The 25,018-nt window shown below is 63.4% G+C and carries 21 protein-coding genes, 2 tRNA genes, 2 rRNA genes and 1 riboswitch (1 of these 26 cut by a window edge); of the genes, 11 read left to right on the forward strand and 14 right to left on the reverse strand.

Features of this window, described 5'->3' with window-relative positions; translation table 11 throughout:
- The 4 genes from IVB27_RS20955 to IVB27_RS20970 all read right to left on the reverse strand — a co-directional run.
- Positions 1-419, reverse strand: a 23S ribosomal RNA gene (locus IVB27_RS20955); it reaches 2,454 nt to the left of the window's first position.
- A gap of 401 nt (positions 420-820) precedes the next feature.
- Positions 821-896, reverse strand: a tRNA-Ala gene (locus IVB27_RS20960).
- Between the two features lie 33 nt (positions 897-929).
- Positions 930-1,006, reverse strand: a tRNA-Ile gene (locus IVB27_RS20965).
- A 192-nt stretch (positions 1,007-1,198) separates the two neighbouring features.
- A 16S ribosomal RNA gene (locus IVB27_RS20970) occupies positions 1,199-2,687 on the reverse strand.
- The 16S and 23S rRNA genes sit together here with 2 tRNA genes alongside, the layout of an rRNA operon.
- Positions 2,688-3,662: 975 nt before the next feature.
- Here IVB27_RS20970 and IVB27_RS20975 point away from each other — a divergent pair.
- Together IVB27_RS20975 and IVB27_RS20980 are read left to right on the forward strand one after the other, a co-directional pair.
- On the forward strand, positions 3,663-5,726 hold the full coding sequence (locus IVB27_RS20975; RefSeq protein ID WP_247445151.1) for a M23 family metallopeptidase: 2,064 nt from the start codon (positions 3,663-3,665) through the stop codon (positions 5,724-5,726).
- 167 nt (positions 5,727-5,893) lie between these two features.
- Positions 5,894-6,256 carry an SPW repeat protein gene (locus IVB27_RS20980; protein ID WP_247445152.1) on the forward strand — a complete coding sequence of 121 codons (363 nt, stop codon included), beginning with the start codon at positions 5,894-5,896 and terminating at the stop codon, positions 6,254-6,256.
- Between the two features lie 47 nt (positions 6,257-6,303).
- Here IVB27_RS20980 and IVB27_RS20985 read toward each other — a convergent pair whose 3' ends face one another.
- Complete coding sequence (locus IVB27_RS20985; RefSeq protein ID WP_247445153.1) at positions 6,304-6,714, reverse strand: hypothetical protein; 411 nt, start codon at positions 6,712-6,714, stop codon at positions 6,304-6,306.
- A 221-nt stretch (positions 6,715-6,935) separates the two neighbouring features.
- Between IVB27_RS20985 and IVB27_RS20990 the strand changes: the two genes are divergently transcribed.
- Positions 6,936-7,265, forward strand: coding sequence for a hypothetical protein (locus IVB27_RS20990; RefSeq protein ID WP_247445154.1), 330 nt, complete (start codon positions 6,936-6,938; stop codon positions 7,263-7,265).
- An 84-nt stretch (positions 7,266-7,349) separates the two neighbouring features.
- Here the strand turns inward: IVB27_RS20990 and clpB are convergent, their stop codons facing one another.
- Positions 7,350-10,001: an ATP-dependent chaperone ClpB gene (clpB, locus tag IVB27_RS20995; protein WP_247445155.1), complete on the reverse strand. Its 2,652-nt coding sequence runs from the start codon at positions 9,999-10,001 to the stop codon at positions 7,350-7,352.
- 256 nt (positions 10,002-10,257) lie between these two features.
- On the opposite strand from clpB, the gene IVB27_RS21000 reads away from it, so the two are divergent.
- Complete coding sequence (locus tag IVB27_RS21000; RefSeq protein ID WP_247339968.1) at positions 10,258-11,043, forward strand: MOSC domain-containing protein; 786 nt, start codon at positions 10,258-10,260, stop codon at positions 11,041-11,043.
- A 120-nt stretch (positions 11,044-11,163) separates the two neighbouring features.
- Here the strand turns inward: IVB27_RS21000 and IVB27_RS21005 are convergent, their stop codons facing one another.
- Entirely contained in the window at positions 11,164-11,898 is a 735-nt protein-coding gene (locus tag IVB27_RS21005; RefSeq protein ID WP_247445156.1) for a TIGR02594 family protein, read from the reverse strand.
- A 196-nt stretch (positions 11,899-12,094) separates the two neighbouring features.
- On the opposite strand from IVB27_RS21005, the gene IVB27_RS21010 reads away from it, so the two are divergent.
- Positions 12,095-12,958 carry an alpha/beta fold hydrolase gene (locus tag IVB27_RS21010; protein ID WP_247445157.1) on the forward strand — a complete coding sequence of 288 codons (864 nt, stop codon included), beginning with the start codon at positions 12,095-12,097 and terminating at the stop codon, positions 12,956-12,958.
- Positions 12,959-13,066: 108 nt separating this feature from the next.
- Here IVB27_RS21010 and metW read toward each other — a convergent pair whose 3' ends face one another.
- Together metW and metX are read right to left on the reverse strand one after the other, a co-directional pair.
- Positions 13,067-13,729: a methionine biosynthesis protein MetW gene (gene metW / locus IVB27_RS21015; RefSeq protein ID WP_247339962.1), complete on the reverse strand. Its 663-nt coding sequence runs from the start codon at positions 13,727-13,729 to the stop codon at positions 13,067-13,069.
- A gap of 2 nt (positions 13,730-13,731) precedes the next feature.
- Entirely contained in the window at positions 13,732-14,934 is a 1,203-nt protein-coding gene (gene metX / locus IVB27_RS21020) for a homoserine O-acetyltransferase MetX (RefSeq protein ID WP_247445158.1), read from the reverse strand.
- 90 nt (positions 14,935-15,024) lie between these two features.
- Positions 15,025-15,104: riboswitch (SAM riboswitch) on the reverse strand.
- Positions 15,105-15,305: 201 nt separating this feature from the next.
- Between metX and IVB27_RS21025 the strand changes: the two genes are divergently transcribed.
- The 3 genes from IVB27_RS21025 to IVB27_RS21035 are packed head-to-tail and all read left to right on the forward strand — an operon-like array spanning position 15,306 to position 18,215.
- On the forward strand, positions 15,306-16,154 hold the full coding sequence (locus tag IVB27_RS21025; protein WP_247445159.1) for a chorismate mutase: 849 nt from the start codon (positions 15,306-15,308) through the stop codon (positions 16,152-16,154).
- Between the two features lie 34 nt (positions 16,155-16,188).
- Complete coding sequence (gene hisC / locus IVB27_RS21030; RefSeq protein WP_247445160.1) at positions 16,189-17,283, forward strand: histidinol-phosphate transaminase; 1,095 nt, start codon at positions 16,189-16,191, stop codon at positions 17,281-17,283.
- The gene (locus tag IVB27_RS21035) at positions 17,280-18,215 is read left to right on the forward strand and encodes a prephenate/arogenate dehydrogenase family protein (protein ID WP_247445161.1); all 936 of its coding nucleotides are present in this window, start codon (positions 17,280-17,282) and stop codon (positions 18,213-18,215) included. The genes hisC and IVB27_RS21035 overlap by 4 nt, the downstream gene beginning before the upstream one ends.
- A gap of 106 nt (positions 18,216-18,321) precedes the next feature.
- On the opposite strand, the gene IVB27_RS21040 is transcribed toward IVB27_RS21035, so the two are convergent.
- Complete coding sequence (locus IVB27_RS21040) at positions 18,322-19,506, reverse strand: DUF2125 domain-containing protein (RefSeq protein ID WP_247445162.1); 1,185 nt, start codon at positions 19,504-19,506, stop codon at positions 18,322-18,324.
- Positions 19,507-19,617: 111 nt separating this feature from the next.
- On the opposite strand from IVB27_RS21040, the gene IVB27_RS21045 reads away from it, so the two are divergent.
- A complete protein-coding gene (locus tag IVB27_RS21045) occupies positions 19,618-20,229 on the forward strand; it encodes a gamma-glutamylcyclotransferase (RefSeq protein ID WP_247445163.1) in 612 nt (203 codons plus the stop codon).
- On the opposite strand, the gene IVB27_RS21050 is transcribed toward IVB27_RS21045, so the two are convergent.
- From IVB27_RS21050 to ftsE, 4 genes are all read right to left on the reverse strand, one after another.
- A complete protein-coding gene (locus IVB27_RS21050) occupies positions 20,226-20,999 on the reverse strand; it encodes a lysophospholipid acyltransferase family protein (RefSeq protein ID WP_247339929.1) in 774 nt (257 codons plus the stop codon). The genes IVB27_RS21045 and IVB27_RS21050 overlap by 4 nt on opposite strands.
- A gap of 22 nt (positions 21,000-21,021) precedes the next feature.
- Positions 21,022-21,726 carry a YdcF family protein gene (locus IVB27_RS21055; RefSeq protein WP_247445164.1) on the reverse strand — a complete coding sequence of 235 codons (705 nt, stop codon included), beginning with the start codon at positions 21,724-21,726 and terminating at the stop codon, positions 21,022-21,024.
- A 72-nt stretch (positions 21,727-21,798) separates the two neighbouring features.
- A complete protein-coding gene (locus tag IVB27_RS21060) occupies positions 21,799-22,767 on the reverse strand; it encodes a cell division protein FtsX (RefSeq protein ID WP_247445165.1) in 969 nt (322 codons plus the stop codon).
- On the reverse strand, positions 22,760-23,419 hold the full coding sequence (ftsE, locus tag IVB27_RS21065) for a cell division ATP-binding protein FtsE (RefSeq protein WP_247339925.1): 660 nt from the start codon (positions 23,417-23,419) through the stop codon (positions 22,760-22,762). Before ftsE ends, IVB27_RS21060 begins: the two co-directional genes overlap by 8 nt.
- A 191-nt stretch (positions 23,420-23,610) precedes the next feature.
- Here ftsE and IVB27_RS21070 point away from each other — a divergent pair, with 191 nt between their 5' ends.
- Positions 23,611-24,492: an MJ0042-type zinc finger domain-containing protein gene (locus tag IVB27_RS21070; RefSeq protein ID WP_247445166.1), complete on the forward strand. Its 882-nt coding sequence runs from the start codon at positions 23,611-23,613 to the stop codon at positions 24,490-24,492.
- Positions 24,493-24,587: 95 nt separating this feature from the next.
- Complete coding sequence (locus tag IVB27_RS21075) at positions 24,588-24,962, forward strand: response regulator (RefSeq protein ID WP_211381237.1); 375 nt, start codon at positions 24,588-24,590, stop codon at positions 24,960-24,962.
- Positions 24,963-25,018: the final 56 nt, after the last annotated feature.

The following is a 25,018-nucleotide window of genomic DNA, read 5'->3' on the forward strand; positions in this document are numbered from 1 at the left end:
TCCTGACTGGTTCCGATTGTCTTTGATGTATCACTGGCCTGGTCCGCGTTCGCTCGCCACTACTAACGGAGTCTCTGTTGATGTCCTTTCCTCCAGGTACTTAGATGTTTCAGTTCCCTGGGTTTGCTTGAAACCTCCTATGTATTCAGAAGTCTCATACCTTCTCTTGATAACCGGAAATCCAAAACCTCTTCGATCGAAATCTAAAGGTCTAGGCATCTCACATTTCTGTTCGAACCCCACACCGATGTCTTTCGACAAAGGTCTTGGAGTTCCGGCTATCGAAGGTGGGTTTCCCCATTCGGAAATCCATGGATCAAAGCTTCTTCGCAGCTCCCCACGGCTTATCGCAGCGTAGCACGTCCTTCATCGCCTCTCAGCGCCAAGGCATCCACCGAACACCCTTAAGGCACTTGATTGCTCTCATTATCAATGTCCACACACTCGGCAGAATGTTGTCTGTACGATTGCCTTGCGGCGCGCGCCCTCGATGAACGCTACGTACAGCCGGACAATGATTAGAAAGACCAGCTTGCTTCGTAAGATCGTTCCGATAGCGAGGCGGTCAAGCTTCGCTAAAAGGATCATTTACAACTCGCTTGTCTTTCAATGCAGCCTTGTGAGCTACCTTGGAAGACGCACGAGCGCCGAAATGATCCGGAGATAATGGAGTACCGCGCAGAAATCTTCTGCACGATCCAACTCGGATCGATCTCCTCTTTACGATGTCAGAAATCACGCACGTCACTGTCCATCCGGACTAGTGGGTGCGAAGTGATGTTTCGCGGACGACGGTTGAGTTGTCGGTGATCAAACCATCTGGTGGAGCCAGACGGGATCGAACCGACGACCTCATGCTTGCAAAGCACGCGCTCTCCCAGCTGAGCTATGGCCCCGTAACCAGAAGACGAATGCTCACTCGATGAGTGTGGTGGGCCTGGGAAGACTTGAACTTCCGACCTCACGCTTATCAAGCGCGCGCTCTAACCAACTGAGCTACAAGCCCCTAACGCATATCCAGTTAAGGACCGGGATCCTGCAACCATGCAGGCCCAGCGCGTGTTCGTCCGCGAAGAAAGAGAAACGAAGACGGCGAAATCCCGCCAATGCAGCTCAACGATCCTGACGACCGTTGGCCACTGATGTTTCTAAAACGATCCGATAGTTAGCCGAAGCTAAACTGAAGGATCATCCTTAGAAAGGAGGTGATCCAGCCGCAGGTTCCCCTACGGCTACCTTGTTACGACTTCACCCCAGTCGCTGACCCTACCGTGGCCGGCTGCCTCCATTGCTGGTTAGCGCACCGTCTTCAGGTAAAACCAACTCCCATGGTGTGACGGGCGGTGTGTACAAGGCCCGGGAACGTATTCACCGTGGCGTGCTGATCCACGATTACTAGCGATTCCAACTTCATGGGCTCGAGTTGCAGAGCCCAATCCGAACTGAGACGGCTTTTTGAGATTTGCGAAGGGTTGCCCCTTAGCGTCCCATTGTCACCGCCATTGTAGCACGTGTGTAGCCCAGCCCGTAAGGGCCATGAGGACTTGACGTCATCCCCACCTTCCTCGCGGCTTATCACCGGCAGTCTCCCTAGAGTGCTCAACTAAATGGTAGCAACTAAGGACGGGGGTTGCGCTCGTTGCGGGACTTAACCCAACATCTCACGACACGAGCTGACGACAGCCATGCAGCACCTGTGTTCCAGGCTCCGAAGAGAAGGTCACATCTCTGCGACCGGTCCTGGACATGTCAAGGGCTGGTAAGGTTCTGCGCGTTGCGTCGAATTAAACCACATGCTCCACCGCTTGTGCGGGCCCCCGTCAATTCCTTTGAGTTTTAATCTTGCGACCGTACTCCCCAGGCGGAATGCTTAAAGCGTTAGCTGCGCCACTAGTGAGTAAACCCACTAACGGCTGGCATTCATCGTTTACGGCGTGGACTACCAGGGTATCTAATCCTGTTTGCTCCCCACGCTTTCGTGCCTCAGCGTCAGTATCGGGCCAGTGAGCCGCCTTCGCCACTGGTGTTCTTGCGAATATCTACGAATTTCACCTCTACACTCGCAGTTCCACTCACCTCTCCCGAACTCAAGATCCTCAGTATCAAAGGCAGTTCTGGAGTTGAGCTCCAGGATTTCACCCCTGACTTAAAGACCCGCCTACGCACCCTTTACGCCCAGTGATTCCGAGCAACGCTAGCCCCCTTCGTATTACCGCGGCTGCTGGCACGAAGTTAGCCGGGGCTTATTCTTGCGGTACCGTCATTATCTTCCCGCACAAAAGAGCTTTACAACCCTAGGGCCTTCATCACTCACGCGGCATGGCTGGATCAGGGTTGCCCCCATTGTCCAATATTCCCCACTGCTGCCTCCCGTAGGAGTTTGGGCCGTGTCTCAGTCCCAATGTGGCTGATCATCCTCTCAGACCAGCTACTGATCGTCGCCTTGGTGAGCCATTACCTCACCAACTAGCTAATCAGACGCGGGCCAATCTTTCGGCGATAAATCTTTCCCCGTAAGGGCTTATCCGGTATTAGCACAAGTTTCCCTGTGTTGTTCCGAACCAAAAGGTATGTTCCCACGCGTTACTCACCCGTCTGCCGCTGACGTATTGCTACGCCCGCTCGACTTGCATGTGTTAAGCCTGCCGCCAGCGTTCGCTCTGAGCCAGGATCAAACTCTCAAGTTGGACTTGAACTTTGAACCGGCTGATCACAACGTTTTGACGAGGTCCCACCATTTTTCATCGACCGAAGTCGATGAGCTGCCCGCGATTCACATCGCTGGCAACGATGGTGTAACCTTAAAACGTGTACCGCCGAAGTCTTTCGTCCGGTCCCGATCCAAAAAGCCGAAGCTCTTTAAATGCGAGACCCGCAAGGACTCCGCCGTCCACGTTTCTCTTTCTTCATCTTCACTTGTCAAACAGCCCAGGACCCAGGAGGCCCCAACCTTCCGCAGAGGAAGGGTTCCGACACCCTTACCGACGATGAATGAACTCCAATCGACTTACGTCGACTGTTGTGTCACTCAACAAGGTGAGGAGCATCAGTGGCGCGTTCGCTCGCCTTGGTCAGTGACCCGGCGGCGCCGCGCTCAGTGGTCGGGTTATAGGCCCCACCCATCGGAGTTGTCAACGACCATTGTCAGAAAATCGTCGCACGGTGGATTGTTCAAAAAAATCGCGTGATTCCATTGGGTTACAGGGGCGTGGGGCGAACGGGTTGGATCGGCGCGGTGAAAAAACCCAAAAAAGTTTGGGCCCGAGGGGGTCCGGAGGCCGCCTGCAGCGCCTCTCCAGGCACGTCCCTCGCGCCGGGCCGTTCAGGAAACTTTTCCATATTAGGCGCCGTACTTGAGCCACATTCCCGCGGCGTTCTGGTACAGGCAGAGCTTGAATCGCAGGAATGCCAGTGGGGGCTGCCGGCGGTTTGCTTGGGGTCAGAGGAAGGCGATCATAGGATGAAGCGGCCTTCTTCAGACGTTCGCGAGACATCGAGAGATCTTTTCCGCTTAGCTGTTCGTAGTTTCGGCCGGCTCGTCATCAGGGCCTTCTGACCGCGGACGCCTATGCGGCTTGCCCTTTTCGAGCGGTGCCCCTGAAGAGGGCGGCGTAAGAAGGGGCTCGAAACCGGCTCTTGGATCGTTGATTGGGGGATTTGGGTTGAACCAAAGGACGTCACGCGGCGCTTACGGGCGTGAGACCGGGATCATCGATCTCGGCCACGAGCCGCCGCTGTCCGTTGATGGTTCGGAAGCCGCGGTCATCGATCGCCGCCGTGTCTCGGTGCAATGGTTCAGCGGGACGATCTTGACCGGACTCTGCGGCGCAGCCCTGATCGGCGGCGCCGTTTTCGCATCGCTCGACGGCGAAATGACCTTCGCCAAGGTGCCGGAGCGGGTCGAAGGCGCGCTGCGCGGCGCATTCGGTGCGGCTGACCGCGCCGCCACGCTGCACAAGAGCGACCGCCTGCCACCGCCCAACGAATCCACGGCCTCGCGCAACATCGTGCGCGTCTCGACCGTCGCCCGCGTCGGTAGCCGCGACGTGATGCGGGTGCGCCCCTTCATCCGGATTGCCGGCAATCTGTCGATGACGACGAGCGACCTGTCGGCGAAGATCCCGCCGTTCAACGCCCAGCGCCTTCTCACCGATGTCGGCTCCGATCCGAAGACCGCATCCGACGATCCCAACAATCCGGAAGCGGTCGAACCCGACGCCGAGGTCTCCTTCGTCACCAAGGACCTGTCGCCGGTGCTGCCGAAGGCCAAGATTTCCGCAGTGGTGGCGCTCGACGACATCCTGATGCGGGTGCGCGATGCCGCCAACTGGCGCGGCAATGGCGGGGTGCGCTACGCCACGCTCGCCAATGCCGCCACCGACGTCTCCGGCGCGACCGGCCCGTCCGACATCAGAAGCGCCTACGCCACCGAAGTGTCGCCGTCCGATCCCTATGCCGGCTTCGAGACGCGCGTGGTGCCGGAAAACGTCACGCTGCTGCCGAAGACCAAGGAGCAGATCACCGGGGGCAATCCCAACGGCGAACGCGTCCACATGGTCAAGAAGGGCGACAGCGTCGCTGGCGTGCTGCGCGATCTCGGCGCCACGGCCGACGAGATCAAGGCGATTGCCGCGACGCTCGGGCCCCGCGGCCGCGACGGCGGCCTGAAGGAAGGCGAGAAGCTGCGCATCCTGATGGCGCCTGCAAGCCCTGGCGCCCGTCTGCAACCCTACCGCGTCGTCGTCGCCAACGAGACCATGGTTGAGGCGATCGCGGCGCTGTCCGATCTCGGCAAGTACGTCGCGGTCGACGTCTCCAGCATGAACACCGTCGCCGACGCTGGAGCCAACGCCAACAGCGACGACGATGACGACGATGACGGCACTGGCGTGCGGCTCTACCAGAGCATCTACGAGACCGCGATGCGCAACAAAGTGCCGATGCCCGTCATCGACGACATGATCAAGATCTACTCCTACGACGTCGATTTCCAGCGCAAGGTGGCGCCGGGCGATTCATTCGACGTGTTCTACGCCGGCGAAGACGAGGGCGTGACCGCGAGCGAAAAGAACGACGTGCTGTTCGCTTCGCTCACGCTCGGCGGCGAGACCAAGAAATACTACCGCTACCAGAGCCCTGACGACGGCGTCGTCGACTACTACGACGAGACCGGCAAGAGCGCGAAGAAATTCCTGGTGCGCAAGCCCGTCAACAACGCCATCATGCGCTCCGGCTTCGGCGGCCGCCGCCACCCGATCCTCGGCTATGTGAAGATGCACACCGGCGTCGACTGGGCCACCTCTTACGGAACCCCGATCTTCGCCTCCGGCAACGGCGTGATCGAGAAGGCCGGCCCCGAGGGCGGTTACGGCAAGTACATCCGCATCAAGCATAACAACGGCTACGAGACCGCCTACGGCCACATGTCGGCCTTCGCCAAGGGCATGGAGCCCGGCAAGAAGGTGCGGCAGGGCCAGGTGATCGGCTTCGTCGGTTCGACCGGCGCGTCGACAGGCCCTCACGTCCACTACGAAATCCTCGTCAACGGCCGCTTCGTCGATCCGCTGCGCGTAAAGTTGCCGCGCGGCCGTTCCCTGGAAGGCCCGATGCTGGCCGGCTTCGAGAAGGAGCGCGACCGGCTCGACGGCATGATGAGCGGCCGCGCCGGCGCCATCGCGAGGATGTCGGATGCGACGGGCGGGCCGTTGCAGGTCACCAACCGGTAGCCCACGGTCGTCGCCAATCGTCAGAGAACCGACCGGCGCCCGCCGGGCGTCGGCTCCAGAACCTTCCGTTCTGGAGTCGATTTGCGTTCTGCATCCGGTTTGGTTGGAACCGGCTGGGGCGCGAACCGGTTGGTTTCCCACTAGGCAGGGGCTGAATGGAGGATGTTATGGACAATTGGACGAACGCAAAGCTGTGCGACGTCGCCAACCTGATCCTCGGCGCATTCCTGTTCTTCTCGCCGTGGATCTTCGGCTTCGACGCCGGAAGGCCCTCCCAGAACGCACATATCGCGGGCATCGTGATCGCAATTTTGGCCATCGCGGCGCTTGCCGCCTTCGCAGTATGGGAAGAATGGCTGAACCTGATCGTCGGCCTGTGGACTCTCATTGCGCCTTGGGTCCTCGGATTCGAGGGGGCCAAGACGGCGATGACGATCCACGTCGTGGTCGGCATCGCAGTCGCCGTGCTTGCCGCCATCGAGCTCTGGATCATGTCACAGAACCCGCCGCGGCTGACCGCAGGCCGCTAGTAGACTGCCCCGCCCCACGCACGGGCGGGGCCACGATTGGAGCGGCGCTACGGCAACGCAGCTGCGCGCACGATCACGAAGACGATCCCTATCGCCGTAAGACCAAACGAGACGGCCATGAGCGGCAGCAGGACATCGATCGCGGCATCGGTGCCGTGAAGCGTTGCACCCCAAACCTTGAAGTCGCCGGCTTCCCAATCATGCAATGAGGGCTGCTGTGGATGCGGCTTATCGGACACGTGGTGCCTCCAGACCCGCGACAATATCCACGGAATGCCCGCCGCGACCAGGAACAACAGGCTGACAAACGCAAGCAACAGGCTGACATCGCTGCTGCGATCGAACAGTACCCAAGCCATCAGCGCGAACCAGGCGACAAGGACGACCGCGGCACCATAGATCTTTGGATGAAGCTCGTCGAAGGCCGGTCGGTTGCGGGAGACAAGATCCTTGTTCATGGCGATACCCCACATTTGCGGGATTCGCCGGGAACCCATGGCAAGTGCCTTAGCAGCCGACAAGAACTATCAGACGCGACGTCGGTCAGCTCCGACGCCGGATTGGTGCGTCCAACCGACGGATCCATGTGGGGGCAACCTGGCCCGGTCGCAGCAGTTTCATTAAATATTCCCAACTCGAGCCAGAGCGGGCGAGATGCTTCTGTTAGCGGAACCAACCAATGGTCACCACGATTGGTTTTGGTGGCGGTTTCCTGCCTGTTCAGTCAAGAGGAGGACAATCCATGCAGCGCCTCTCACGTGACGACGTGATCAAGGCCGTCAGCGGAGCTGACGACGTCACGATTGCACAGATCATCGGAACCGGCGCGACAGTCGAGGAGCTTGCCGAGGCCCAGGCATGGCTCGCCAACGACGAGCCCATGATCAACGACCTCCGTCCGCTGGCGCAGGGCCGGGTGCGCGAGCTCGTGGATATCCTTTCGGAGCTTGAACAAGAAGGCGACGAGGAAGGTCCGGCCGATCCCGGCTCTGCGCCCGCAGTCAGTTAGCAAGCCGACCGAGTTGACCAAACATTTCGCCCCGGAGAGGCATCGCCTTCCGGGACGTTTTTCATTTTGCGGTGAGCGCCAGGTTCAGTTGAGCTTGCGCTTCGACACGGGCACGTCGAACTGGGCGATTTCCGCAGTCTGCGCCGCCTTGCCGTTGAAGGTCAGCACGTTGCCTGCCGATGAAATCGCAACCGCATCGCCGTCCCTGACGTCGCCGCCGAGGATCATCTCGGCGAGCGGATCCTGGACGTAGCGCTGGATCACCCGCTTCAGCGGCCTGGCGCCATAGGCGGGATCCCAGCCCTTTTCCGCGAGCCAATCGCGCGCCTTGCCATCCAGCGTCAACACGATCTTGCGATCGGTCAACAGGTTCTGGAGCCGCGCGAACTGGATCTCGACGATCCGGCCCATCTCGCTCTTCTGCAAACGATGGAACAGGATGATTTCGTCGACGCGGTTGAGGAATTCGGGGCGGAAATGTCCGCGCACCGTCGCCATCACGTGCTCACGCACGGCGGAGGTATCCTCGCCCTCCGGTTGATTCACCAGAAACTCCGAACCGAGGTTCGAGGTCATGACGATCAGCGTGTTGCGGAAATCGACGGTACGGCCCTGGCCGTCAGTCAGGCGGCCGTCGTCGAGCACCTGCAACAGGACGTTGAACACGTCCGGATGCGCCTTCTCGACTTCGTCGAACAGCACCACCTGGTAAGGCCGGCGCCGCACCGCTTCGGTGAGTGCGCCGCCCTCGTCGTAGCCGACATAGCCCGGGGGCGCGCCGATCAGCCGCGACACCGAATGCTTCTCCATGTATTCGGACATGTCGAGGCGGACCATCGCGGTCTCGTCGTTGAAGAGATACTCCGCGAGCGCCTTGGTCAGCTCGGTCTTGCCGACGCCGGTCGGACCCAAGAACATGAACGAGCCCATCGGCCGGTTCGGATCCTGAAGGCCTGCGCGCGAGCGGCGCACGGCGGTCGCGACCGCACGCACGGCCTCAGCCTGCCCGACGACGCGTTGTCCGAGCTGCGCCTCCATCCTCAGGAGCTTCTCCTTCTCGCCTTCCAGCATCTTGTCGACGGGCACGCCGGTCCAGCGCGAGACCACCTGCGCGATATGATTGGCGGTAACCGCCTCCTCCATCATCTCGCCGGAGCTCTGCGTTGTATTTTCCTTGGCCTCGATATCCGCAAGCTGCCTCTCGAGCTCCGGAATTCGGCCATAGGCCAGCTCACCTGCGCGCTGGAATTCGCCGCGCCGCTGGGCGTCGGCGAGATCGACACGCAAGCTGTCGAGTTCAGCCTTCAGCTTCTGGGCGTTGGAGAGCTTGTTCTTCTCCGCGCTCCAGCGCGCTGTCAGCGCCGCAGACTTCTCCTCAAGCTCGGCCAGCTCCTTCTGCAGCGCTTCAAGACGGGACTTGGAGCCGAGGTCGCTTTCCTTCTTGAGCGCTTCCTGCTCGATCTTGAGCCGGATGATCTCGCGGTCGAGCGAATCCAGCTCTTCCGGCTTGGAATCGACCTGCATCTTCAGCCGCGCGGCCGCCTCGTCCATGAGATCGATAGCCTTGTCCGGGAGGAAGCGGTCGGTGATGTAGCGGTTGGACAGCGTCGTCGCCGCCACGAGTGCGGAATCGGCGATCCGCACACCATGGTGCTGCTCGTATTTGTCCTTCAGCCCGCGCAGGATCGAGATCGTATCCTCGACCGTGGGCTCACTGACGAAGATCGGCTGGAAGCGCCGCGCCAGTGCCGCATCCTTCTCGACATGCTTGCGATACTCGTCAAGCGTGGTCGCGCCGATGCAATGCAGCTCGCCGCGCGCAAGCGCGGGCTTGAGCAGGTTCGATGCGTCCATCGCGCCATCGCCCTTGCCCGCGCCAATCAGCGTGTGCATCTCGTCAATGAACAGGACGAAATTGCCGTCGCTCGCGGTCACCTCCTGAAGCACGGCCTTCAACCGCTCCTCGAACTCGCCGCGATATTTCGCGCCGGCGATCAGCGAACCGAGGTCCAGCGACAGCAGCTTCTTGTCCTTCAGGCTCTCCGGCACGTCGCCATTGACAATGCGCAGCGCCAGGCCCTCGGCGATGGCGGTTTTGCCGACGCCGGGCTCGCCGATCAGGACAGGATTGTTCTTGGTCCGGCGCGACAGCACCTGGATCGTACGGCGGATCTCCTCGTCGCGGCCGATGACCGGATCGAGCTTGCCGTCGCGCGCCGCCTGGGTCAGGTCGCGCGCATATTTCTTCAGCGCGTCATAGGCGTTCTCGGCGGTCGCGGAATCCGCGGTCCGGCCCTTGCGCAGCGCCTCGATCGCCGCATTGAGGTTTTGCGGAGTGACGCCGCCCTTGGCGAGGATCGCGCCGGCCTCGCTGGTCTTCTCCAGCGCGAGGCCAAGCAGCAGCCGCTCGACGGTGACAAAGCTGTCGCCGGCCTTCTCGCCGGCCTTTTCGGCGGCGTCGAAGGTGCGGGCGAGCTCGGGCGCCAGATAGATCTGGCCGGCGCCGCCGCCAGAGACCTTCGGCACCTTGTTAAGAGCGTCCTCGGTCGCCCTCAGAATTGCGCGGGAATTGCCGCCGGCACGGTCGATCAGGCCGGCAGCGAGGCCTTCATTGTCGTCCAGCAGCACCTTCAGCAGGTGCAGGGTCGAAAACTGCTGGTGCCCTTCGCGCACCGCAAGCGATTGCGCGGACTGGACGAAGCCCCTGGAGCGTTCGGTATATTTGTCGATGTTCATTTATCTTCTTTCCCTCGGCCTGCCCCAGGAGCCCTCTAAGGCACTCCAAACGGCATCTTCATTGGGTTTCCGATGACCGCATTGACGTTTCTCAACCGGTAACGGTCGTTATCAGCCGGCGCTGGCGCCGGCCTGACCCAGATGTGGGAAGCGTGCCCTTGGACCGGAAGAGGCGAGTTCACAATTTCGTGCGCGGATCTGCCAGCTTGGCACCGGTGGGTCGAATCCCCTAAGTAGCGGCATGACAGCTAGCGCAATGACAGCCAACCAGATCGCCGAGATCACCGGCCTCTACCGTTATCCAATTAAAGGCCTGACGCCGGAGTCCCTGCCCCGGATCTCACTGCGATCCGGCCAGACCCTGCCCGCCGACCGCCGCTACGCCATCGAGAACGGCCCGAGCGGGTTCGACCCTGATGCGCCCCAATGGAAGCCGAAAATCCAGTTCCTGATGCTGGCGCGCAATGAGCGGCTGGCTTCCCTCGACAGCCGTTTCGAGGACGCGACCAACCGCCTGACTATCCGCAAGGACGGCCAAATCGTCGCCAGCGGCGATCTCGAGACCGCGGCCGGGCGCGCCGCCATCGAGGGCTATTTCAGCGAGAACTTTCAACCGGAGTTGAAGGGCCCGCCCAAGGTCCTGTCCGGCCGCGACCACAGCTTTTCCGACGTCGCTCGCAAGGTCGTGTCCATCATCAATCTCGACAGCGTCCGCGCGCTCGAGACTATGCTCGGCGCCGCGGTCCACCCTCTGCGTTTCCGCGCCAATCTCTACGCGAAGGGCTGGCCGGCCTGGTCCGAGCTCGACCTCGTCGGCCAGACGCTCGCGATCGGGCGGGCCCGGCTGGAAGTGGTCAAGCGCATCAAGCGCTGCCCGGCCACCAATGTCGACCCTGATACCGCAAGGCGCGATCTCGAAATCCCGGCCACGCTCTCAAGCAATCTCGGCCACATGGACTGCGGCATCTATGCCGAGGTGATCGCCGACGGCGAGATCGGCGTCGGCGATCAGATCGCGGTGGAAGAGCCGAAGCTGGTGTGACGCGGCGCCGGCTCCACGTACTCCGTCATTGCGAGCGCAGCGAAGCAATCCAAATATCTATCTGTTGAGGCAGTCTGGATTGCTTCGTCGCTTCGCTCCTCGCAATGACGGGGCAGAACCTCAGTTCGGCATCACATAGGCATAGATCCGGCCGCGCGAGATCGGCGCTTCGCGGACGCGGTTGCCGTTGTTGCCGGAGATCATGATCGGATTTCCCTGCGCATCGACGCCGGTGATGATGCCGACATGGCCGCCGCCGCGACCGCGCGACATGACCGCGATGGCGCCGACCTGCGGGCCCGAGACGCGCGTGCCATAGCGCGCAAACGAACTCGCCATGTCGGAGCCCGTGCCGCGATGGCCAGTATGCTCGAGCACCATGTTCATGAAACGCGCGCACCACAGGCTGCCGCGGCCGGTCGGATTGCCGCCGACATAGCGGCGTGCCTCGGACACGAGGCCCGACCCGCCGCCGCCGCTGCTCATCGCCACGCCTTCGCCGCTCGCGGCCACTCCACCGCTACGGCTCATGGCCATCCGACGGCTAACGCGCGGGGTCGTTCCACCGCCACCGCTCATGGCAATGCCGCCGCTGTTGGCGTTCGGATCATAGCTGGCGAAGGCGTTGCCGAAGCCGCTCGCCTGCAATTGCGCCGCGCCGCGCTCGAAGCGCGAACTGCGTGCATGATGCCGATAATGATGATGTCTGCTGGCGTGATGCGCGTAAGCGTGCCGCTCTGCGCTATGACGATGAGACCGTGCTGACGCCGGAGAGGAGAACGCGGCGACCGCCGCGAAGAAAACAGCCAGCGCGACGACACAACGCGACAGGCGAGACGCAAACAACTCGAACATTCTTCATCCTTTTGACACCCCCACTTCCCAATCGGCCTGTGCGGTGGCCGACATCCGCCGGCTGTATCAGTATCCCGATGTGGCGAGAACAAGACGGGGTCGCGAAGATTTTGGACGATGATTAACGAGTGTTAGGGTGCATGCGCTGACCGCAGAGCGGCATTCCAATGCCGCAACCACCTCAGGGAGAAACCGGATGCCGTACGCCCTCACGAAGGACAACCACCGTCTCTATTTCGAAGAAGCAGGCGCGGGCACGCCGATTATTTTTCTGCACGAATTCGCGGCCGACTACACCAATTGGGAGCCGCAGATGCGCTACTTCTCGCGCGGCCATCGCTGCATCACCTATTCGGCGCGCGGCTACACGCCATCGGACGTGCCTGATGGCGAAGTCTACAGCTACATGCATTTCTACACCGATGCGCTCGCGGTGCTCGATCATCTCAAGATCGAACGCGCGCACCTCGTAGGACTGTCGATGGGCGCCTATTCGTCGCTCCAGATCGGGCTGAACGCACCGCAGCGCGCGCTATCGATGACGCTCGCCGGCGTCGGCTCCGGCTCGGAGGTCGAGAACCTCGACGCCTGGCGCAAGCAGTGCCGCGCCAACGCGGAGCAATTCGAGACGCTCGGCTCCGCGGAAGTCGCGAAAGTCACGCGCGAAGCGCCAAGCCGGATTCCCTTCCTGATGAAGGACCCGCGCGGCCACGCCGATTTCTACGCCGCACTGGCACGCCACGACGCCAAGGGATCGGCGCGCACGATGCGCGGCTTCCAGGGCGGCCGCCCCTCGATCTTTGCGATGACGGACGCGATCAGAGGCGCCGCGACGCCGGCACTCATCATCTGCGGCGACGAGGACGATCCGTGCATCGCGCCGAGCCTGTTCCTGAAGAAGCATCTGCCTGCGGCAGGGCTCGCGATGTTTCCGAAGTCCGGCCACGTGCTCAATCTCGAAGAGCCGGCGCTGTTCAACGAAACGGTGGAACGGTTCGTCACGCTGGTCGAAACGGGAAGATGGCCGGCGCGCGATCCGAGGTCGCTGGCGGCGCATTAGAGCAAGGGCGTCACCACACGCTCCGTCATTGCGAGCGCAGGCGAAGCAATCCAGAATCCCTCCGCGGAAAGACTCTGGATTGCTTCGCTACGCTCGCAATGACGAAAACTACTTCCTGCCGCCCCGCGTCAGCAGAAACACGCCCTGCTCGCCGAACAGATTCCACACCCACCACGGCATCCGCAGCCGCAGCGGGCGGCCGTAGAGGTCGAGCGCCTCGGCACGTTCCATCTTGACGTCGATCGCGTCGCAGAGCTCGACGAAATCCTTGATGGTGCAGAAATGAATGTTGGCGGTGTCATACCAGCTTGCGGGCAGATTTTCCGTGCGCGGCATGTGGCCTCCAATCAGGAGCTGGAGCCGCATCTTCCAGAAGCCGAAATTCGGGAACGACACGATGGCGCGGCGGCCGATGCGCAGGAGGTTCTCCAGCACGACCTTGGGCTGCCGCGTCGCCTGCAGCGTCTGCGACAGGATCACGTAGTCGAAGGCGTCGTCGGGATAATTGATGAGGTCGGTGTCGGCATCGCCCTGCACCACCGCGAGCCCCTTGGCGACGCAGCGGTTGACGCCCTCGCGCGACAGCTCGATGCCGCGTCCGTCGATGCCGCGGGTCTCCAGCAGCTGCAGCAGGTCACCCTCGCCGCAGCCGACGTCGAGCACCTTCGAACCCGGCTTGACCATCTCCGCGACCAGCAGATGGTCGGCGCGAAACTGACCGGATTGCCCGGTGGCAAGACCGCCCAGCGGCAACGCTTCCTGTACAGACATGGCTATCCGTCCCTGAGGGTGAGTCCGCGGGCCTTGCCTGCCGATTGCAGGAAGGCGCGGGAGATATCAAGGAATTCGGGCACGTCGAGCAAGAAGGCGTCGTGGCCGCGATCGGTCTCGATCTCGGCGAACGACACCCGCGCGCTCGATGCGTTCAGCGCATGTACCAGCGCGCGCGATTCCGAGGTCGGGAACAGCCAGTCGCTGGTGAAGGAAACCACGCAGAAGCGGGTCTGGATTGCCGCGAACGCCTTCGCCAGCACGCCGCCATGGTCGCCGGCGATGTCGAAATAATCCATCGCCCGCGTCAGATAAAGATAGGAATTGGCGTCGAAGCGCTCGACGAAGGACGAGCCCTGGTAACGCAGATAGGACTCGACCTGGAAGTCGGCATCGAACGAGAAGGTCGGCAGTTCGCGGTCCTGCATGCGCCTGCCGAATTTGCGATGCAGCGCGGCGTCCGAGAGATAGGTGATGTGCGCCGCCATCCGCGCCACAGCGAGGCCGCGATGCGGATGGAGGCCGTGCTCGGCATAGCCGCCACTGTGCCAATCGGGATCGGCCATCACGGCCTGCCGGCCAAGCTCGTGGAACGCGATGTTCTGCGCCGAGTGCCGCGTCGAGCAGGCAATCGCCAGCGCGGAGAACACGCGGCTCGGATACGCCGCGGTCCATTGCAGCACTTGCATGCCACCCATCGAGCCGCCGACCACCGCGAACAGCGTGTCGATGCCGAGCCGGTCAATCAGCATGGCCTGCGCGCGCACCATGTCGGGGATGGTGATGACAGGAAAATCGAGGCCCCAGACCTTGCCGGCCGCGGGATTGATCGAAGCCGGACCGGTCGAGCCCATGCAACCGCCGATCACGTTGGAGCAGATGATGAAGTAGTGTTGAGGATCGATCGGTCGGCCGGGGCCGACCAAGGTGTCCCACCAGCCGGGTTTGCCGGTGACGGGATGGACGTTGGCAACATGCTGGTCGCCGGTCAGCGCATGGCAGAGCAGAACAGCGTTGGAGCGATCGGCGTTGAGCACGCCATAGGTTTGATAGGCGATCTGGAACGGGCTGAGATCGACACCGCAATCGAGCCGCAGCGGCTGCTCCGTGCCGAACTGCGCGACCTGCGAGCTCGGATGATCCACCTCGTGCGACCGCTCGTCGGCAGTGATCGCGGGACTCGGAATTGACTGGACGCCAACCATCTGACCATCGACCTTGTTTGCGATCGTAGTGGTGACCGCATTGACATCAGGCCATAAAAAACCCGGCCTGAACGATAGGTTCGGCCGGGATCGAAAGGGTCCCCGGCCTGTTTAGCGAGTTTTTTAACGTGGCTGCAAGCCGGCCGGCTCAAATGACCACGGAACGCGTAAAAGCTACCGTCTTGGACGGTTTTCGTCAAGTCGCGGCCCGGATCAACCAAATTCGCCTGTCGCGCCATCGGCGGAACGGGTCCCATTTCCCTTTGCATTTCTCTTTGCTTTCGCGGCCCTGACTGCCTAATCAGGACAGATAGCAGCGGTGTCGGCTCGACTGATCCGCATTGGAACGCCCTCAACAACGCCTGTCAGACATGTCCCAACGTCCGCCCGCGCCACCATCTCTCCAGGAATTGCGCAAGGAGATCGACGCGATCGACGAGGGCATGCACCGTCTGTTGATGCAGCGCGGCGACATCATCGATCGCCTGATCCAGGTGAAGCAGACCCAGGAGGTCGGCTCGGCGTTCCGTCCGGCGCGCGAGGCTTCCATGATGCGTGACCTCGTCCAGCGTCATCGCGGCATCCTGCCGCTCGACACGGTCGAGAGCATCTGGCGCGTCATCATCGCGACCTTCACCTATGTCCAGGCGCCGTTCTCGGTGCACGCCGACATCTCGGCAAGCGAGCCGGCCATGCGCGATTCCGCGCGATTCCATTTCGGCTTCACCGTGCCTTACGTCGCGCATTTCAGCGCGCAGGCGGCGGTCGAGGCCGTCGCGAAGTCCAAGGGCGATCTGGCACTGGTCTCGGCGACCTCGAGCCGCACGCCATGGTGGCTGTCGCTGGAAGAAGCCGGTGCGCCAAAGATCATCGCGCGGCTGCCCTTCGTCGAACGCGCGGACCATCCGGCGGCGTTGCCCGTGTTTGCGGTCTCGCGCGTCGCCGACAGCGCCCTGGTGACGGAGGTCGAGACCTTCAGCGTGCGCGTGTCGGGGTGGAACGCCGAGGTCGCGCGCGCCCTGTCGCCGCTCGCCGAGATCGTGGCCGTGCCCGATACCGCCTTCGATGGCGCCGCGCTGCTGGTCTCGGTCACCGCGACGAGCAGCCTCGACAAAATCAAGACTGCCCTGATCGAGGCGGGGGCCTCGGTGCGCTCCACGGCCCTCGTCGGCAGCCATGCAACGCGCTATACGGTGCCCCCGACCGGGTCGAAATCGTAAGTCGCGAACCGCCTAAGCCACTCCGGAGTTGAAGATGTCCCGCCCCGTGCCGAATCCCGGCATTCTCGATATTGCGCCCTACACGCCCGGCAAGAGCCCGGTGGCAGAGCCGGGCCGCAAGGTCTTCAAGCTCTCGGCCAACGAGACGCCGTTCGGGCCGTCGCCGAAGGCGATCGAGGCGTTCAAGCACGTTGCGGATCATCTGGAAGACTATCCTGAAGGAACCTCGCGCGTGCTGCGCGAAGCGATCGGGCGCACCTTCGGGCTCGATCCCAATCGCATCATCTGCGGCGCCGGCTCGGACGAGATCCTCAATCTGCTCGCCCACACCTATCTCAGCCAAGGCGACGAGGCGATCTCCACCACGCACGGCTTTCTGGTCTACCCGATCGCGACCATGGCGGTCGGCGCCAGGAACGTCGTTGCAGCGGAGAAGAACCTCACCTCCGACGTCGACGCCATTCTCAAGGCCGTGACGCCGCGGACAAAACTGGTCTGGCTCGCCAACCCCAACAACCCGACCGGCACCTATCTCCCGTTCGACGAGGTCAAGCGCCTGCGCGCCGGCCTGCCCTCGCACGTGCTGCTGGTGCTGGACGCAGCCTATTGCGACTACGTCTCGCGCAATGATTACGAGATGGGGATCGAGCTCGTCGCCACCACCGAGAACACGGTCGTGACGCACACCTTCTCCAAGATCCATGGTCTTGCGGCGCTGCGCATCGGCTGGATGTTCGGCCCCGAGCACATCATCGACGCGGTCAACCGCATCCGCGGGCCCTTCAACGTGTCGACGCCGGCGATGTACGCTGCCGTTGCCGCGATCGAGGACACCGGCCACCAAGCCATGTCGAAGCAATTCACCGAGGCCTGGCGCAACTGGCTAACCGAGGAGATTGGCAAGCTCGGGCTGAAGGTGACGCCGAGCGTCGCCAATTTCGTGCTGATCCACTTTTCGACCCAGGGCAAGACCTCGGACGCGGCCGACGCCTTCCTCACCAAGCGCGGGCTGGTGCTGCGCGGGTTAAAAAACTACGGCCTGCCGCATTCGCTGCGCATGACCATCGGCACCGAGGAGGCCAATCGTCTCGTCGTCGAGGGCCTGCGCGACTTCATGGCCGGCAGATGAGCGCGACCCCGCACTTCCAGCGCGTCGCGCTGATCGGCTTCGGCCTGATCGGCGGCTCGATCGCCCGCGCCGCGAAGCTCCAGGGCCTGGCCGGCGAAATCGTCACCACCGCGCGCTCGGAGAAGACGCGTGCACGCGTGATGGAGCTCGGCATCGTCGACCAGGTCGTTGCGACCAATGCGGAAGCGGTGAAGGACGCCGATCTGGTCATCCTTTGCATTCCCGTCGGCGCCTGCGGGCCGGTGGCGCAGGAGATCGCCGCGCACCTCAAGCCCGGCGCGATCATCTCCGACGTCGGCTCGGTCAAGGGCGCCATCGTCAGGGACATGGCGCCGCATTTGCCGAAAGGCATCCATTTCGTGCCGGCGCATCCCGTCGCAGGCACCGAGCATTCGGGCCCCGATTCAGGCTTCGCCGAGCTCTTCATCAATCGCTGGTGCATCCTGACGCCGCCGGAAGGCGTTGATGCCGCTGCCACCGATCGCCTGCGCGCGTTCTGGACGGCGATGGGTGCCAAGGTCGAGGTCATGACGCCGGATCATCATGATCTCGTGCTTGCGATCACCAGCCATCTGCCGCATCTGATCGCCTACACCATCGTCGGCACCGCCGACGAGCTCCAGCAGGTGACGGAGTCCGAGGTCATCAAGTTCTCCGCCGGCGGCTTTCGCGATTTCACCCGCATCGCCGCGTCCGATCCGACGATGTGGCGCGACGTGTTCCTCGCCAACAAGGAAGCCGTGCTGGAGATGCTCGGCACCTTCACCGAGGACCTCGCCAAGCTGACGCGTGCAATCCGCCGCGGCGACGGCGAGGCGCTGTTCGACCATTTCACCCGCACCCGCGCCATCCGCCGCGGCATCGTCGAAATCGGCCAGGATTCGGCCGCGCCCGACTTCGGCCGGCCGCATGCGGCGCTGAAAAAGCCGTAGCCACGCTCTCACCTCCTTATTGCGAGGAGCGCAGCGACGAAGCAATCCAGACTGTTTCCGAGGAGAAAGTCTGGATTGCTTCGCTTCGCTCGCAACGACGGAGGAATCAATACAGCGGCGGGATCTGGCCGACCTTGATCGGGCCGAGCAGCACAGCGCCGTCGACGAATTTCAGCGGGAAGCTGCGGGCCTTCTTGCCTTCCAGCGTGCTCTCGGTGCCGATCGAATTGATGCCGACGGCAACGCCGGCATTGGCGTTCTGCTTGATGACCTTGCCGAGCCCGGGAACGGCACGGTCGAGTGCACCGAACAGATTGTTGAGGTCCTGCGACTTCACGCCGGGGGCGACGCGATCGAGAGTGGCCTGCGGCACACCCTCCTCCAGCATCTTCTCGATGCCGAGCGCGGGGATCACGCGCTCGAGGCCCGTCACCGTCATCTGCAATTCACCGTCGAGTCGGCCATTGGCCGAGAGCCCGAGCGTGCCGGCCGCGACCGCGATCATCTCGCCCTGCTGGATCCGCGACTGCACGATCTCGATATGGCCGCCGGCGGCCTGGATCTCGCGGAAGCGCTGCGGCCACGGCTTTGGCGTGAGGTCGGACAGACCGGTGATCTTCGCGCGCGTGTCGGCCTCGAACGGCTCGGCGAGCAGCGGATGAACGCCCTGGATGCTGCCCTGCGCGATCTGAAACACGGTCTCGATCACGGGATGATCGGACGGCGATCCGTCCGCGAGGCGTCCATGCAGCTCGACCTGTTTTGCGCGCGCGAGCGGCACCTGCACCGTGCGGTCGAGCCGGTTGACGGTGGGATCCTCGAACACGACGGAGGCGCGCTCGGGCACGGCGGGCAGGCCGACCACGCTGCTGCGGCCCTTGCTCCAGTTCACCACGAAAGTGCTTTGCGTGACGCCGTCGGTGAGCGTTGCCGGCGCAGAGAACTCGGCGATGATGCGCTTGGGATCGTAGACCTGGGCGACGACCAGGATGTTGTCGAGCTTCGCCGTGAACGGCGTCTTGCTGGCGTTCTGCGATACCAGAGCGACGCTGGCGCCGGAACATTGGACCTCGAAGCGGAACGGGAAGCCTGCGATCGAGCGCTTGGCGCAATCATAGATGCGGCCGGATTTGGCCTCCTGCGCGCGCCAGGCGTCGGCGGCGATTTCGGCCTGCGACGCGGCATAGAACCAGAAGCCGCTCCACGCGACGGCGAGGATCAGGAGGATAACGGGGGCAATGAAAAGGCCCCAACGGGAGCGCCGGCCTGCGGCAACGGTCATATCGGACATGCGGCGATCCCTTTGACCCCTGATTTTGTCAAATGTAAGCGAGGTACAGCCACGACGAAAGACGGAGAATTCGCTTCGCTTGCGAGCGCGGTTCTGGTAGCCGTGCCCGAAATGTCGGAAATCACCCTTCCCTCCGTCACCGCAGCCAAAGGCGACCTCTGGGTGTTCGGCTACGGCTCGCTAATATGGCGGCCGGGCTTCGAATTCGAGGAACGCGTCCCGGCGCGGCTGGTCGGCGAGCATCGCGCGCTCTGCGTCTATTCATTCGTGCACCGTGGTACGCCCGAAAAGCCGGGTCTGGTGCTTGGGCTCGACCGCGGCGGCGCCTGCCGCGGCATCGCCTTCCGTGTTGCCGAGAAGAGCCGCGTCGATGTGGTCGCCTATTTGCGCGCGCGCGAGCAGGTGACGTCGGTCTATCGCGAAGTCATGCGCTCGGTGTGGCTGGAGAACGACGCGCGGCAGCGCGTCTCCGCGCTCGCCTATGTCGTCGACCGCGGCCACGTGCAATATGCCGGTCGGCTGTCGCTCACCGACCAGCATCGCCACGTGCTCCAGGGCCACGGCCAGTCCGGCGCCAACCGCGACTACGTGACCGCGACGGTGAAAGCAATTGAGGCCGAAGGCTTTCGCGACACGCAGCTGCACCAGCTCGCGACCATGCTGCATGGTGATGCGCATTCCCCGCACGCGCCGGCTCCCACAGAAGATCGAGAGAGCCGCTAATTCTCCGACGGCGCATAGCTCGGCGAATTGCCCATCAACTGCTCCTGCTCCTTGCGGCCCGCTTCGACGAGGCGGCCGGTCGCGTCTTCGATCGCCGTTTGCACGCGGGAGAGAAACTCGTCCTTCCGCAGGCCCGGCGGCAGCGGATCGAGGAACTCCACCACCAGCGTGCCGGGATAGCGCATGAAGGTGCGGCGCGGCCAGAACAGGCCTGAATTGAGCGCGATCGGCAGGCACTGCGCGCCGCAGGACGAATAGATCTGCGCAAAGCCGGTCTTGTAGTCCGGTGGCGCGCCCGGTGCGCGGCGCGTGCCTTCGGGAAAGATCACGAGCTGCGCGCCGCTGCGCACCGCCTCGCGCGCCCGCCGCGTCATGTCCAGCAGCGCCTTGACGCCGGCGTTGCGGTCGATCGCGATCATCCCGGTCTTGACCAGGAACTGGCCGAACACCGGGATCTGCATGAGCTGACGCTTGAGGATGAAGATCGGGCGATCGAAGAAGCCGGGCAAGACGAACGTCTCCCAGAACGACTGGTGCTTCGCCACGATCACCAATGGCCCCGTCGGGATCTTCTCGACGCCGCGGAATTCCACCTTGATGTTGCAGACCGCCCGCATCAGGAACAGCGTCGCCTTCGCCCACCATTGCGCGACCGTGAGCATGGCGCGCGGCGGCAATGCGAAGGTCGGCAGCGCAACGATCGCGAGGCACACCAGCACGGTGTAGAACAGCACGTTGAACACGAGCGATCGCAGGAAAATCAAGAACATCGAAGATCCAATCAATTGCCGATCAATTGGCCTGTGCGGTGGCGGGACGCTTCGGCTGCAGCCCGGGAGGCTGCTCCGACATCTCGGGCGAAAGGTCAATCCCGAAATCCTCCAGCCGCACCCTGAGCTCGGCCGCGATGTACTTGACATATTCGGACAGCAGCAGCCGCAAGGTGGACGCCGAGGTCCACCACGGCTCCTCGCGCCATTTTTCGCCGACCACCACGAACGGGATCAATGTAGTCTCCGGCATCGCATGCGAGAATTCCACCAGCGCGCGGGGCATGTGATAGTTCGAGGTGACCACGATCAGCGATTTGAAGCCGCGCCCCTCGGCCCAGCGCCGCGCTTCCGCGGCATTGCCGCGGGTCGAGACCGCGGTGCGGTCGAGATCGACGCAGCAACGCATGAAGGACTGGCTCTCCGGCAACGTCCGGGAGATGTCGCTCGCCGTCGAGGTCGGGTGCACGCCGGAGATCAGGAGCCTCCTGCCGTAGCCGGCAGCGAGCAGCTCCATCGCATCCGAGACCCGCGAGGAGCCGCCGGTCAGCACCACGATCCCGTCCGCCTTGCGGTCCGGCGCGATCTCGGCGCCGCGCAATTGCGACAGGAACGCGACGAAGCCCGCCGCCGCGCCGACGAAGGCGAGCGCAATCGTCGACATCACGGCCGCGCGCAGCCAACCGCGCGGCAGTTTCGGCGATCGATCGTCGGTCGGCGCGGTCATGCGATGTCGGTGGTCCCTTCCCCGAATGATTTTAGGACGTTTTGAGGCGAAGTGGAGTCCGGTTTATCGGCCTCAATCGACATCGTTCAGTGTCGCGAAGAGTGTCTGGCGCGAGGCGACTGCGGTGATGGCGCCGATCAGCACGGCCTGCACCGCGAGCACGATGTAACCCGACGGTCGTAGCGAGAAGGTGCCGAGCAGCGCGGCGAACTGGTCGCCGACGGGGGTGCCGGAAAACCAGCCTGCAATCGACTCGGAGAAGCCGAACACCAGCATGGCGGCGCCGCCGCCGATGACGCCGCCCTCCAGGCCCAGCCTGAGGAAATGGCGCAGGAAGCGGTTGGCGATATAACGGTCGCTGGCACCGACGAAATGCAGCACCTCGACGATCGGACGATTCGCCGCCATGGCGCCGCGGGTCGCGAACGACACCGAGATGATGGTGGCGATGATGACGAGCGCGAGGATGCCGAGGCCGGCGAGCACGGTGGCGTTGGTCATCGAGCGCATGCGCTCGATCCAGGCGCGGTGATCGTCGACGCTGGCGCTTGGCGCCACCTGGGTCACGCGGGCGCGCAAGGCGCCGAGATCGAGCGGCGTGCCGGGTTGCACGCGCGCGATGATCATGCGCGGCACCGGCAGATCGTCCAGCGACAGGCCGGTGCCGAGCCAGGGCTCGAGCAGCTTGCCGCTCTCGTCCTTGGTGAACGGCTTGACCTCGACGATGCCGGCTTGCGCGCGCATGGCCTCGGTCACCGCCGCGGTGTCGCGTTCAAGATCGCGTCCCGTCTGCGGCCGGACCTGGATGGTGATTTCGCTTGCAACGTCCGACTGCCATTCGGCGGCGGAGGCGCTCACCAGCAGCACCGTGCCGGTCGTCATCGACGCCAGGAAGGTCATGATGGCGACGACGGCGACCAGCGCGCGGCCATGGATCGAGGCGCGCGGCACGATCGGCGACATGTTGCGCGCCTTGGCCGGCAGCTGCGGACGCTCCTGCCCGAGGTCGACCAGCACGCCACGCTCGTCGGGCCTACTCATAGACGTGCAGCCGTCCCTGGTGCAGCACGAAGCGGCGCGCCTCGTACTGGTCCATCAGGGCGATATCGTGGGTGGCGATGATGACGGCGGTGCCCGATTTGTTGAGCTCGATGAACAGCCGCAGCAGGCGGCGGCCGAGCGTCGGATCGACGCTGCCGGTCGGCTCGTCTGCCAGCAGCAGCTGCGGCCGCGAGATCACGGCGCGCGCGATCGCCGCGCGCTGCTTCTCGCCGCCGGATAGGATCGGCGGCAGCGCGTCCATGCGCTCGCCAAGCCCGACCCATTTCAGGAGGTCGATGACCTCCTTGCGGTAGCTCGATTCGCTGCGGCCCATGACGCGGAACGGCAGCGCGACGTTCTCATATGTCGTCATGTGGTCGAGCAAGCGGAAATCCTGGAGCACGATGCCGATGCGCTTGCGCAGATCCGCGACCTCGTCCTTGCCGAGTTGCGAGATGTCGTGGCCGAACAGATTGACGAGGCCGCGCGTCGGTCGATGCGAGAGGAACAACAGGCGCAGCAGCGAGGTTTTGCCGGCGCCGGACGGGCCGGTGAGAAATTGAAAGGAATGCGCCGGGATATGGAAGCTGAGGTCGCGCAGGACCTCGGGCCCCAGGCCGTAACGCAGTCCGACATTTTCGAACCGAACCAAGTTCAGCTCCGTTCGAGAGAGGGCGCGGGCGGCGCGGCTGTGCTCCGCCACACGCGATCAACGGGTTTTGCGACCGTTATGGTTTCCGGTTCGTTAACGGTCGCCCTGTAGCATAATTGGCAGCATTCCTGCCCCTCGGTTCTGCGCGACCGTGTCATCGTCAAGTCCCGTCCATGCATCAAGGCTCGTCCATGCATATCGTCTGCCCTCATTGTACGACATCCTACGCCATCAAGCTTGCGAGCCTCGGGGTGAACGGACGGACGGTCCGCTGCTCCCGTTGCAAGGAGACCTGGGTTGCCCATGCCGAGGATGCCATCGAGGAGGCGTCCATCCCGGCAATGGCCGCGGCCAGCCAGGCCGACGACCAGTCCGATCTCGCCGAGCAGTGGAACTCCTATGCCCGGGACGACGGCGCCGCCGATGCGCCCGTTGTCGACAGCCCCTCGATCGCCAGTGGCTGGCCGGACGAGGAGGCGAGGGACACTGAGGACGAATGGTCGGCGGCGGCCCGGTCCGCCGAGGAGGAAGTCGTCGGCGAACAGCACCAATCCTGGTTCCGCGGCCTGTTCGGCCGCCGGCGCGGCGCGCGGGTGAGCCGTCCGGTCGCCGTCACGGCGCCGCGAAAATCCCATTTCGGCGTGCCGACAGCCTGCGCCGCCATGGGCGCGCTGGTGCTGGCGCTGGTGATCTGGCGCGGCGACATGGTGCGGCTGCTGCCGCAGACAGCCGCATTCTACAAGATAGTCGGCCTCGAGATTAACCTGCGCGGCCTGGCCTTCAAGGACGTCAAGCTCTCCAGCGAGACCGTGGACGGTAAGCAGGTGCTGGTGATCGAGGGCGTGATCGTGGGCCAGGGCAAGAAGGCGCTCGACATTCCCAGGCTGCGCTTCGCGGTGCGCGACGCGCAAGGCGCTGAGATCTACGCTTGGAACACGGTTCTGGAGCAGACCGTGCTACAGCCCGGTGAGCGCGCCTTCTTCCGCTCGCGCCTGGCCTCGCCGCCGCCGGAGGGCCGCAATATCGACGTTCGCTTCTTCAACCGGCGCGACATCACCGGCGGCAGCGTATAATCGATTTCGCAGGTCTCGCAGGAAGAGCTGGTCGCGAGGTTGGTCCCAAGGTTGGTCTCAAGGTTGGTCTCAAGGTTGGTCTCAAGGTTGGTCTCATGCCCAAAATCCTGATCGCCGACGACGAGGATTCGATGCGCCAGCTGGTGGCGCGCGCCATCGCCATGGACGGCCATGAGATCGTCACCGCGCAGGACGGCGCCGAGGCGCTTGAAATCCTGACCCGCGCGGACGGCGCATTCGACCTGCTGCTCACCGACATCCAGATGCCGGTGATGGACGGCATCGCGTTGGCGCTTTCCGTCGCACGCGATTTCCCCGACCTGACCATTCTGCTGATGACCGGCTTTGCCGACCAGCGCGAACGCGCCTCGAACCTCAACGCGCTGGTGCATGACGTCGTGACCAAGCCGTTCTCGGTCGCCGACATCCGCACGGCGGTGGCAGATGCGCTGGCGGCGAAGAAAGCATAGCGGCGGGCAGGATTGTAGCCCGCATGAGCACAGCGACATGCGGGACCGGCGGCCCC

This window comes from Bradyrhizobium sp. 197, from assembly GCF_023073375.1.
Classification (GTDB): Bacteria; Pseudomonadota; Alphaproteobacteria; order Rhizobiales; family Xanthobacteraceae; genus Bradyrhizobium.

Coding starts and splice junctions, on each gene's coding strand:
- IVB27_RS20980 (WP_247445152.1), top strand. CDS start 5,894: ATGGACAATTGGACGAACGCAAAGCTGTGCGACGTCGCCAACCTGATC.
- IVB27_RS20985 (WP_247445153.1), bottom strand. CDS start 6,714: ATGAACAAGGATCTTGTCTCCCGCAACCGACCGGCCTTCGACGAGCTT.
- IVB27_RS20990 (WP_247445154.1), top strand. CDS start 6,936: ATGGTCACCACGATTGGTTTTGGTGGCGGTTTCCTGCCTGTTCAGTCA.
- clpB (WP_247445155.1), bottom strand. CDS start 10,001: ATGAACATCGACAAATATACCGAACGCTCCAGGGGCTTCGTCCAGTCC.
- IVB27_RS21000 (WP_247339968.1), top strand. CDS start 10,258: ATGACAGCCAACCAGATCGCCGAGATCACCGGCCTCTACCGTTATCCA.
- IVB27_RS21005 (WP_247445156.1), bottom strand. CDS start 11,898: ATGTTCGAGTTGTTTGCGTCTCGCCTGTCGCGTTGTGTCGTCGCGCTG.
- IVB27_RS21010 (WP_247445157.1), top strand. CDS start 12,095: ATGCCGTACGCCCTCACGAAGGACAACCACCGTCTCTATTTCGAAGAA.
- metW (WP_247339962.1), bottom strand. CDS start 13,729: ATGTCTGTACAGGAAGCGTTGCCGCTGGGCGGTCTTGCCACCGGGCAA.
- metX (WP_247445158.1), bottom strand. CDS start 14,934: ATGGTTGGCGTCCAGTCAATTCCGAGTCCCGCGATCACTGCCGACGAG.
- IVB27_RS21025 (WP_247445159.1), top strand. CDS start 15,306: ATGTCCCAACGTCCGCCCGCGCCACCATCTCTCCAGGAATTGCGCAAG.
- hisC (WP_247445160.1), top strand. CDS start 16,189: ATGTCCCGCCCCGTGCCGAATCCCGGCATTCTCGATATTGCGCCCTAC.
- IVB27_RS21035 (WP_247445161.1), top strand. CDS start 17,280: ATGAGCGCGACCCCGCACTTCCAGCGCGTCGCGCTGATCGGCTTCGGC.
- IVB27_RS21040 (WP_247445162.1), bottom strand. CDS start 19,506: ATGTCCGATATGACCGTTGCCGCAGGCCGGCGCTCCCGTTGGGGCCTT.
- IVB27_RS21045 (WP_247445163.1), top strand. CDS start 19,618: ATGTCGGAAATCACCCTTCCCTCCGTCACCGCAGCCAAAGGCGACCTC.
- IVB27_RS21050 (WP_247339929.1), bottom strand. CDS start 20,999: ATGTTCTTGATTTTCCTGCGATCGCTCGTGTTCAACGTGCTGTTCTAC.
- IVB27_RS21055 (WP_247445164.1), bottom strand. CDS start 21,726: ATGACCGCGCCGACCGACGATCGATCGCCGAAACTGCCGCGCGGTTGG.
- IVB27_RS21060 (WP_247445165.1), bottom strand. CDS start 22,767: ATGAGTAGGCCCGACGAGCGTGGCGTGCTGGTCGACCTCGGGCAGGAG.
- IVB27_RS21070 (WP_247445166.1), top strand. CDS start 23,611: ATGCATATCGTCTGCCCTCATTGTACGACATCCTACGCCATCAAGCTT.
- IVB27_RS21075 (WP_211381237.1), top strand. CDS start 24,588: ATGCCCAAAATCCTGATCGCCGACGACGAGGATTCGATGCGCCAGCTG.